Consider the following 9,759-nt stretch of genomic DNA (forward strand, 5'->3'; position numbering starts at 1 on the left):
GCAGGCCGCCTTGGAGACCGTGCTGGCCTGGCGGGAGCTGCTCGACGCGCGGGCCCTGGCCCTGCACCGGCCGGACTGCACCACGGTCATGGTCTCGCCGCGCTCGCCGGCGGGCACCTTCCCGCCGGCGGCGGCCCGGCGGCTGCACGACGCCGCGCTGTCCCGGCTGCTGCCCGCCCTGGGCGGGCAGGTCGCGCGTGCGACGTACCCGGCGCCGACCGGTCCGGTCACCCTCCTGGTGATCGCCGCCGGGGCGCGCCGGGTGAAGCTGGGCTGCCTGGAGACGGAGGAGCGGGACGCGGTCGGCGAACTCACCGACGCGGACGTGGTGCTGCCCGCCCCGCTGGGCCGCGGCGACCTGGGCCGGCCGCCCCGCCCGTGCCTGGTGTGCGGTGAACCGGCCAAGCGGTGCATCGTGCTGCGGCGCCACCCCCGGGAGCTCGTCGTCCTCGCCGCCCGCCGCCTGTACGCCCGCGCCTTCCACGACCCGTCCGGCCTCGCACCGCCCGCCGATGCCCGCCACCCGCACCCGCACCCCCACCCCCACCCGACGCCGCCCCACCACCGCGATCCGCACAGGAGCTTCGCATGACCGAGACCCCGTCCTCCCCGGCCGCGACAGGCGGCGACGCGGCAGCCGGCCTCCGGGAGGCCGTGGACCTCCTCCGCCAAGGCCACGTCGTCGTCGCCCCGAGCGACACCCACTACACGATGGTCGCCGACCCGGCGAACCCGGAGGCCACGGCGCGTATCTACGCGGCCAAGGAGCGCGACGCCGACTTCCCGCTGACCGTGTTCCTGGACTCCCCCGAGCTCCTGGACACCGTCGCCGTCGTGACCGACGAGGTGCGCGCCCTGGCCCGCGCCCTCTGGCCCGGCTACCTCACCCTGATCCTCCCCAAGCGTGCGGAGGCGGTGGGCGCGCACGTGACCGCCGGTCTGCCCACCGTCGCCGTCGCCTGCCACCGCGACCCCGTCCTGCGGGCGCTCCTCACCGGGCTCGGCGGGTACGCGGCCTGCACCTCGGCCAACCGCAGCGGGCAGGGCGGCGACCTGGTGACGCTCAAGGACGCCCGGGAGCAGGTCGGGGGCCGCGTCGCGGCCGTGCTCGACGGCGGCGAACCGAGCGACGCCGGCCAGGGGAACACCATCGTCGACCTGACCGGTGAGCGGCCCGTGCTGGTCCGGCACGGCGAGGTGCCCCTGGCCGACATCGCCGCCCTGATCCCCGGGATCGAGGACCGGGCCGCCCACTACAAGGAGGACCTCAAGCGGCGGCAGCGGTCGCTGGCGACCTGGCGCCCCACCCTGGAGGGGAAGACCGTCCTGGTGACCGGCGGCGCCCGGGGCCGGGGCTCCGAGCTCGCCCGCGTCCTCGCGCTGGCCGGGGCCCGGGTCCACATCGCCGACCGGGACCCCGGCGGCGCCGCCCTCGCCGAGGAGCTGACGGGCCAGGGGCTGACCGCCCGCTTCCACGTCCTGGACGTCACCGACGCCCCCGCCTGGGAGGCCGTCGTCCGGGAAGCGGCGGCCGAGACGGGCCGGCTCGACGTGCTGATCAACAACGCCGGCTACTTCGAGGCGGAGAACCTGCGGGACCTGACGGAGGAGAGCTGGTCCCTCGCCCTGCGGGTCAACACCGGCGGCGCGCTCAACGGCATCCGGGCGGCCGCGTCCGTGATGGGCCCCGGCGGTTCCATCGTCAACGTCTCCTCCGCCTTCGGCATCTCCGCCAGCGACCTGGTGGGGGTGGCCTACCAGACGAGCAAGGGCGCGCTGCTGCCGCTCACCCGCGCGGCGGCCGTGCGCCTGGCCGGCGACGGCATCCGGGTCAACGCCGTGTGCCCCGGCCTGATCCGCACCCCGATGACCGAGTCGCTGTTCACGGACCCGGCCACCCGTGACCGCGTCCGGGGCGAGGTGCCGCTGGGCCGCGAGGTCAGCATCTGGGACATCGTGGACGCCGCCCTGTTCCTCGCCTCGCCGGTGAGCGACTACATCACCGGCGTCGCCATGCCGGTGGACGGGGGGCTCTGCGCATGCTGACCGGCGCCCGGCGGCCCTCGGCCGCCGGACCGCGGACGCCCCTCGCTCCAGTAGCCGACCCGGCCGCTCCCGTGGCGGACCGGGCCGCGGGCGCCGAGGACGCGGCGGCCGACCGGCTGGCCGCCGCGATGGTGTACGGGCTGACCGCCGAGGCGGTGACCTGGCCCAAGCCCGGCCTGGTCACCGCGGTGTCCGCGGGCTGCCACCGGGACATGGACGTCTACACCCTGCTGCGCAGCTCCGCCGTGCTGCAGCCGGCCTTCCGCTCGGCCGTGCTCTTCGGGCTGCGGCGGGGCGCGGTGGCCCCCGCCGCCCGGGACTTCGCCGAGCTGCGCGCCGCCGGGCGGCGGGCCGAGCACGGCATGCTCGCCGCGACCGGCGGCACCAACACCCACCGCGGGGCGCTCTTCCTGGGCATGCTGCTGTGCTGCGCCGCCGGCATCGAGCACGCCGCGGGCCGCCCCCTGGAGCCGGAGGCCGTGTGCCGCACCGCCCGTGAGGTGAGCCGGGACGCGCTCCAGGCGGACCTGACGGCGGCGGTGGCGGACCCCGCCAGCGTCGGGCTGCGCGCCTACGCCGTCCACGGCCTGTCCGGGGTGCGCGGCGAGGTCCTGCGGGGCTGGCCCAGCCTGCTCGGCCACGGGCTGCCGGCCCTCCGCGCGGCCCTCGGCACGGGCCGCCCGCCGCGTGAGGCGGTCGCCGACGCGGTGCTCGCCCTGATGGCCGTCGTGGAGGACACCACCGTGCTCAACCGGGGGTTCGACCCCGAACGGCTCGCCACGACGCGCCGCGAGGCGGCCGCCGCCCTGGCCGCCGGCGGCACCGCCACGTGGCGGGGGCGACGGCTCGTCGGCCGCATGGCCCGCCGTCTCGAACGGCGGCAGATCAGCCCCGGCGGCTCCGCCGACCTCGCCGCCATGGCGATCGCCCTGCACACGTGGCAGACCGGAACGGACGCCACGGCACCACGAAAAGGAGAGCTTCGTGCCCAGGCATCTGCGTAGCCAGCGCGAGTACCTGACGGCCCTGCGGGAGATCGGCGACCTTCAGCCGATCGACGTGGAGGTCGACTGGAACCTCGAACTCGGCGCCATCACCCGGCGGGCCTACGAACTGCCCGCCGCGGCCCCCCTGTTCAACCGGATCAAGGGGATCGAGCCCGGCTTCCGGGTCCTCGGCGCGCCGGCCGGGCTGAGCTCCCTCCCCTCGGCCCCGCTGGCCAGGGTCGCGCTCGCGCTCGGCCTGCCGATCGACACCGCCCCCGCCGACCTGGTCACCGCCTGGTCGAGGCTGCAGGAGTGCGAGCCCCTGCCGCCGCGCCGGCTGCCGACCGGGCCGTGCAAGCAGAACCGCATGACCGGCGACGACGTGGACCTGTTCCGGCTGCCCGCCCCGCTGCTGCACGCCGGGGACGGCGGCCGTTACCTCAACACGTACGGGACGGTGGTCAGTTCCTCCCCGGACGGTTCCTGGACCAACTGGGCGATCACCCGCATCATGCTGCGCGACCGCACGTCCATGACGGGCATCGTGGTGCCCGCGCAGCACGTCGGCCGCATGCACCGGATGTGGGCCGAGACCGGCCGGGACATGCCGTTCGCCCTGGCGCTGGGCACGTCGCCCGGCGTCGCGATGGTCGCCGGCTGCCCCGTCCGTGACGGGCTGGACGAAGCGGCGCTGCTCGGCGGGTGGTTCGGCGAGCCGCTGGACGTCGTACGGTGCGAGACGCACGACCTGGAGGTGCCGGCGGACTCCGAGATCGTGATCGAGGGCTACCTGTCCTTCGAGGAGACGGCCCCCGAAGGCCCGATGGGCGAGTACAGCGGGCTGCTCTGGCCGGAGGACCGCCGCCTGTGCCCCGTCTACCGGGTCACGGCCGTCACGTACCGGGACGATCCCGTCCTGCCGGTCGTCGTCGCCGGGATGCCGGTGGAGGAGAACCACACCAACTGGGGGATCAACATCTCCGCCGCGGTCCTGCACGAGCTGCGGACCGAGGGCCTGCCGGTGCGCCGCGCGTTCATGCCGTTCGCGGCGGCCTGCCACTGGCTGGTCGTGACGGTCGACACCGCCTCGGGCCCCGGACAGTGGGGCAGTTGGCGGAAGCTGGCCGAGGAGGTGGGCGAGGCCGTCTACCGCACCCGGCCCCGGCACATCATGCCGAAGGTCGTCGTCGTCGAGGACGACATCGACCCCTCGGACCTGGACCAGGTGGTGTGGGCCGTCGCCACCCGCGCCCACCCTCGCGAGACGACGTTCGTGCCGGACATGCCGACGCTGCCGCTCGTGGGCTACCTCAGCGAGGAGGAGCGGCGGAACGCCCGCACGGACAAGGCGGTGTTCAACTGCCTGCCCCGGGACGACTGGTCCCCGACGGGCGCGCCGGTGCGGGCGGACTTCGCGCAGTTCCCCGCCGAGCTGCGCGAGCGGGTGGTGCGCGACTGGGAGTCCTACGGCTACCCGTCGGTGGACTGAGGGGCGGGCGTGTCGCGCGCGGGGCGCCGTTCGCCCAGTACCACCCCCACCAGGACGGCGGCCCCGCCCACGGCCAGCGACCAGCCCACCGGCTCGTCGAGCAGCAGCAGGCCCAGGACGACGGCGACCAGCGGCAGCAGATAGCTGACCAGCGAGGCGGCCACGGCACCCGCTTCGGCGATCAGGCGCAGGTTGAGCACGTAGGCCGCGCCGGTGCCGAGCGTCCCCAGGGCCAGGACGGCGGCCGTCGCGCTCACGTCGGCCTCGACCGGCCGGAGGAGCAGCGGTCCTGCCAGCAGGGAGACGGCGGTCGCGGCCGTCAGCTGCCCGGCGGCGAGGGCCAGCGGGCCGTGGCCGCTGTCGCCGAGCACCCGGCCCAGGTAGAAGAAGCCGGCTCCGTAGCACGCGGCGGCCACCAGGCAGGCGCTGGTGGCCGCGATCGTGCCCGGGCTGCCCCACGGGGCGAGCAGCAGGACGACGCCGGCGAATCCGATGCCGACCCCGGCGAGTTGCCCGCCCCGGAGTTGGCGGCGCTGCCCGGCGGCGACCATGACGACCACCGTGAAGAGCGGGGCCGCCGCGTTGCAGGTGCCCGCCAGGGCGGAGTCCACGTACTGCTCGGCCCAGGCGAAGAGGAAGTACGGCACGTCGTTGGCGATGACCGCCGCCACGGTCAGCCGTGTCCACGTCCGGCGGTCGCGGGGCAGCCGCTCGCCCCGCGCCGCGGCCACGGCCAGCAGGACCGCCGCGCCGGTCGCCAGGCGCAGGGTGAGGATCTGGGCCGGGGCGAACTCCGGGCCGGCGAGCTTGATGAGCAGGTAGTTGGACCCCCACAGCAGGGCGAGCGCGGCGAGCCGTAACGAACTGGTGAGGGACATGTGCTGCACGCTACCGGGGTGACGCCCGGGACGTAAGTGCCGCTTTTTGCGCGTCACTTACGTCCCGGGCGGGCGTTCAGCCCCGTTCCGTCCCCGCCGCCAGGGGCCCGTGGCGCAGGAGGGCGCGGGCGGGGAGGGCCGTGGCGCCGACGGTGAGGAGGACGGCGCCGGCGACCAGGGAGACGGCTGTGACGGGTGGGACATAGGGGGCGGAGCCGGTGATGCCTCGGGTGATGGGCACCAGGGTGATCCAGGCGATGACGCCGCCGAGGGTCAGGCCGCTGGCGGCGACGAGCAGGCCCTCCCAGCGCATCATGTCGCGCACCTGGCGGCGGGTGGTGCCGGTCAGGCGGAGCAGGGCGACCTCGCGGCGGCGGTCGAGGACGGTCATGACGAGGGTGTTGGCGGCGGCGACGGCCGCGAAGCCGCCGAGCACGGCCGCCATGACGGTGTTCGCCCAGGCGTTGAGCTCCTGGTTCCGGTCGGCCGCGGCCGCGTAGCCGGCGGCGTCGGTGACGCCGGTGCCGGGCGGGCCGATCGCGGCGAGCCGCCGGGCGACGTCCGCCCGGTCGGCGCCGGGGGCCCGCTTGACGAGGACCTGGGTGTCGAGGGCGGTGGCCGCGTGGGCGGCGACGGCGGCCCGGGGCAGCAGCACCTCGCCGATGCCGAGCCCGCGTTCGTAGGTGGCAACGAGCCGGGGACGGACCCGGGTGCCGTCGGCGAGCCAGAGCGGGACGCGGTCGCCGGGTGTGACGTGCAGGGTGTCCGCCAGCGCGGCGCTCAGGGCGACGGTGTCGGGCGAGGTGCCGAGCCCGGCGAGGGAGCCGGTGCGGACACCGAGGTCGAGGACGTCGGGGAGCCGGGCCGGGTCGCCGGAGACGCCGAGCGCGGTCGAGGTCGACAGCGTGTCCCCGGCGCGGTGGACGGTTCCGGTGCGCAGGACGCCGACGGCGGTGGCCACGCCGGGGACGCGGGCGGCGCGGCCGGCGGTGGCGGCGGGGAGGCCGGGTCCTGTGGTGTCGAGGACGTGGTCGGCGACGACGCCGTCGCGGACGTTCCGGTCGGCGACGTGCCGGATGGTGCTCTGGAGGAAGAGGAGGGTCCCGCAGAAGGCGGTGACCATCACGATGGGCGTGATCGCGGAGGCGAGGCGGTGGGCCTGGGCACGGGAGTTGTCGGCGGCCAGCGAGGCGGCGGCGCCCGCGGCGCGGGTCCGCAGCGGCAGCCCGAACACCGTCGCGCAGAGCCGGGCCACCAGGGGGCCGAGCAGGGCGACGGCCAGGAGGAAGCACATGACGACGCCGAGGGCGGTGTTGGCGGCGGTCTCGCCGCTCTGCTCGGCGGCGAGACCGGCGAGGAACGTGCCGCCGACGAGGGCGGCCAGGCCGAGCGGGGTGCGCACCCAGCCGGGCCGGACGCGTTCGACGGCCGCCGCGCCGAGGGCCTGGCTCGGGCGGAGCCGCGCGGAGCGGCGGGCGGCGGCGTAGCCGGCGACGAGCGCGGACACCAGGGTGGCGCCGACCGCGACGGCCATCGGGATCCAGCCCACGTCCAGGCGTACGCCGTCGACGAGCGCCCCGCGCTCGCCGAGTTCGCCGAACCACCAGCGGGCGAGGGCGAGCCCGGGCAGAATTCCCAGGCCGCCGGCGACCGGGGCGACGATCATGGCCTCGGTGGCGATGGTGCGGCGGATCTGCCGCGGGGTGGCGCCGGTGGCCCGCAGCAGGGCGAACTCGCGGGCGCGCTGGCCGGTGGCCAGGGCGACGGTGCCCATGACGACGAAGACGGCGGTCAGGGTGGCGATGCCGCCGAAGGAGCCGCCCAGGCCGGACAGCAGTTCCCGGGTCTCGGCGAGTCCGGGCTCCTCGGCCGCGCCGCGCGCGTCGCCGGTGAGCACCTTGGGCCCGTCGCCGACGGCCTGCCGGACCTCCCGGGCGAGGGCGGGCGCGGCGGTGCCCGGCCGGGGCAGCACGGCGATGGCGTCGGCGGCCCCCGGGTGGCCGGAGAGCCGGCCGGCGACGGCGTCCGCGAACCAGGCGGTCGCCGGTCCGGCACCCTCCCGGGCCAGGCCGGCGATCCGGTACGCCGCCGTGCCGCCGGGGCCGGTGAGCGTGACGCGGTCGCCGGTCGCCAGGCGGGCGGCGCGCGCGGTGGCTGCGTCGAGGACCACCTCGCCGGAGCGCGGCGCGCGGCCGTCGGCCAGCGGGCGGGTGCCGGGGGCGAGGGCGATGCCGGCGGCTCCGTAGGGCCGTCCGGTGAGATCGGGGAGGGCCGGCTTCCCGGCCCGGACCGGGAACGCCAGGTCGGGGACGGCGGCGGCGACGCCGGGCCGGGCCGCGATCCGGGCGGCGAGCGCGGCCGGCACCCGGGGGCGGCCGGGCAGCGCGGTCTCGCTGGTCGACTTGTCGTCGCCGTGTCCGGTGGTGACGCGGGCGTAGGGGTCGGCGGTGACGACGACGGGGGTGTGGGCGTAGCGCTCGGGCGCGACGTGGGCGGTGATGCCGGTCTGGAGGAGCACCCCGCAGGCGGTGATGATCGCCGAGGCGAACAGCAGCGCGACGAGGCTGCCCGCGAAGGACGCGGGCCTGAAGCGCACGGAGGCCCGCGCGAGTCCGTTCGTCATGGCCTCACACCGCCGTCGTCGCGGCGGGGCGCCGGTCGGCCGCGGCGGTCAGGGCGACCATCCGGTCGGCCACCGTCTGCGGGTCCGGGCGGGTCAGCTCGCCGGCCAGCAGGCCGTCGGCGAGGAAGAGGACCCGGTCGGCGTGGGCGGCGGCCACCGGATCGTGGGTGACCATGACGACCGTGGCGCCGAGGGCGTCGACGGCCCGCCGGAGCAGGCCGAGGACCTCGTGGGCGGACCGGGTGTCGAGGGCGCCGGTCGGCTCGTCCGCGAAGATCACCTCGGGCCGGGTGATCAGGGCCCGGGCGATCGCGACGCGCTGCTGCTGGCCGCCGGAGAGCTCGCCGGGGCGGCGCCCGCCGTGCCGGTCCAGGCCGACCTCGGCCAGCAGCCGCTGGGCGCGCTGCCGGTCCTGGCGCTCGCCGGCCAGCCGCTGCGGCAGGAGGACGTTCTGCTGCACGGTGAGCGAGGGGAGCAGGTTGAACGACTGGAAGACGAAGCCGACGCGGCTGCGGCGGAGCTTCGTCAGCCGGTCCTCGCTCAGCCGGGTGATCTCCTCGCCGCCGAGCAGGACCTCGCCGGAGCTGGGCCGGTCCAGTCCGGCGGCGCACTGCAGGAAGGTGCTCTTGCCCGAGCCGGAGGGGCCCATCACCGCGGTGAAGCTCCCGCCGGGCAGCGCGAGGTCCACCCCGCGCAGCGCGTCGACGGCCCCCTCGCCCCGCCCGTAGCGGCGCCGCACGGCCCGTAGCTCGACCGCCGGGGCGGTGCCCCGGCGCTCCTCGGTGGGTACGCGGTCGCGGCGCAACGCCATGGTGTCCCTTTCTCCGTTCTCCGTTGGTGCTGTCGACGCTAGGCGCGGAGAAAGGCCGGGACCATGGAGGCAGCCGGGCTCGGGAGGTGGGGTTTTCCCCCGGACTGGCAGGCGGGTCAAACGGTCATCATGACGGGACCTTGGTGGGCCTTCGCGTCCTGGAGCGCGGTGAGCCGGCGGACGAAGAGGAAGGCGAGGACGGCCGCCGCGATGTCGACGACGTCGGCGACCATCAGGACACCGGTGGCGCGGCGGATCTCCTCGAAGGTCTCGGCGCGGGCGTACATCCGGCCGCCCCCGCGCCCCAGGCAGAGGGTGGCGATCCACAGGCCCCACCACCAGTTCATGACCGTGCGCGGGGCGCGGACCGGCGAGCCGTCGGGCTGGTGCGGCAGGCTCGCGGCCCACACGTCGTTGGCGATCTTCTTCGGGAACCAGAGGTTGACCACCGGCGTGAACCAGGCCCCGATGCTCCAGCCCCGGCGCACCCGGTGCCCGCCCGGCCGGAAGACCTCCGCGTTGGAGCGCACCCGGTGGAACCAGATGACGAAGAGGACGCCGCAGGCCACGAGGGCGACCGTCTGCACGATCCCGGAGACGAACTGGAGGAGGTCGGCCCGGTCGGCGTCCCGGACGAAACCGGGCCCCTCGGCGCCGTCGATCCCCCTGGTCGTCACCCCGTACATCGTCGCGCCCGCGAAGAGCGAGAAAACGTCGGTCAGCGCGCAGAGGCCCAGCAGCACGGCGACCGCCCGCCCGAGCCCGACCGGGGACGCGAGGCGCGGCAGGGGGACGGGCTGGAATCCGAGGGGCGGGTGCGGGCCGGCGGCCGGCGGCCCGGCGTCAGGACGCGCGCCGTACGCCGGCCCGCCGGGCGGCGCGGCTCCGGGGACGGCGCAGGCGGAGCAGCACCCCGTCGCCCCCAC

Annotated in this window: 8 protein-coding genes; 4 read left to right on the forward strand and 4 right to left on the reverse strand. The window is 76.5% G+C overall.

From position 1 onward, the window contains the following. The first annotated feature begins 19 nt into the window (after positions 1–19). Genes JNW98_RS20220 through JNW98_RS20235 form a run of 4 tightly spaced genes read left to right on the forward strand, consistent with a single transcriptional unit; the run spans position 20 to position 4,521 of the window. Positions 20–592 (forward strand): citrate lyase holo-[acyl-carrier protein] synthase, encoded by a 573-nt coding sequence (locus JNW98_RS20220; RefSeq protein WP_223769679.1) that lies wholly within the window; start codon positions 20–22, stop codon positions 590–592. Beyond that, positions 589–2,046, forward strand: a complete 1,458-nt coding sequence (locus tag JNW98_RS20225; RefSeq protein ID WP_223769672.1) for an SDR family oxidoreductase — start codon at positions 589–591, stop codon at positions 2,044–2,046. Before JNW98_RS20220 ends, JNW98_RS20225 begins: the two co-directional genes overlap by 4 nt. Beyond that, the gene (locus JNW98_RS20230; RefSeq protein ID WP_223769673.1) at positions 2,040–3,050 is read left to right on the forward strand and encodes a triphosphoribosyl-dephospho-CoA synthase; all 1,011 of its coding nucleotides are present in this window, start codon (positions 2,040–2,042) and stop codon (positions 3,048–3,050) included. The genes JNW98_RS20225 and JNW98_RS20230 overlap by 7 nt, the downstream gene beginning before the upstream one ends. Beyond that, positions 3,031–4,521, forward strand: coding sequence for a UbiD family decarboxylase (locus JNW98_RS20235; protein ID WP_223769674.1), 1,491 nt, complete (start codon positions 3,031–3,033; stop codon positions 4,519–4,521). The genes JNW98_RS20230 and JNW98_RS20235 overlap by 20 nt, the downstream gene beginning before the upstream one ends. Here JNW98_RS20235 and JNW98_RS20240 read toward each other — a convergent pair. The 4 genes from JNW98_RS20240 to JNW98_RS20255 form a co-directional block, all read right to left on the reverse strand. Next, complete coding sequence (locus JNW98_RS20240) at positions 4,503–5,399, reverse strand: DMT family transporter (protein ID WP_223769675.1); 897 nt, start codon at positions 5,397–5,399, stop codon at positions 4,503–4,505. The two genes, JNW98_RS20235 and JNW98_RS20240, sit on opposite strands and share 19 nt — an antisense overlap. A gap of 76 nt (positions 5,400–5,475) precedes the next feature. Further along, positions 5,476–8,022 carry an FtsX-like permease family protein gene (locus tag JNW98_RS20245; RefSeq protein ID WP_223769676.1) on the reverse strand — a complete coding sequence of 849 codons (2,547 nt, stop codon included), beginning with the start codon at positions 8,020–8,022 and terminating at the stop codon, positions 5,476–5,478. A gap of 4 nt (positions 8,023–8,026) precedes the next feature. Then, on the reverse strand, positions 8,027–8,833 hold the full coding sequence (locus JNW98_RS20250) for an ABC transporter ATP-binding protein (protein ID WP_223769677.1): 807 nt from the start codon (positions 8,831–8,833) through the stop codon (positions 8,027–8,029). Positions 8,834–8,949: 116 nt separating this feature from the next. Continuing rightward, the coding region (locus tag JNW98_RS20255) for a DUF4328 domain-containing protein (RefSeq protein ID WP_308015637.1) at positions 8,950–9,759 on the reverse strand (810 nt) is incomplete at its 5' end.

The organism is Streptomyces huiliensis (assembly GCF_020037025.1).
Taxonomy (GTDB): domain Bacteria; phylum Actinomycetota; class Actinomycetes; order Streptomycetales; family Streptomycetaceae; genus Streptomyces; species Streptomyces huiliensis.

Coding starts and splice junctions, on each gene's coding strand:
- JNW98_RS20225 (WP_223769672.1), top strand. CDS start 589: ATGACCGAGACCCCGTCCTCCCCGGCCGCGACAGGCGGCGACGCGGCA.
- JNW98_RS20250 (WP_223769677.1), bottom strand. CDS start 8,833: ATGGCGTTGCGCCGCGACCGCGTACCCACCGAGGAGCGCCGGGGCACC.
- JNW98_RS20245 (WP_223769676.1), bottom strand. CDS start 8,022: ATGACGAACGGACTCGCGCGGGCCTCCGTGCGCTTCAGGCCCGCGTCC.
- JNW98_RS20230 (WP_223769673.1), top strand. CDS start 2,040: ATGCTGACCGGCGCCCGGCGGCCCTCGGCCGCCGGACCGCGGACGCCC.
- JNW98_RS20240 (WP_223769675.1), bottom strand. CDS start 5,399: ATGTCCCTCACCAGTTCGTTACGGCTCGCCGCGCTCGCCCTGCTGTGG.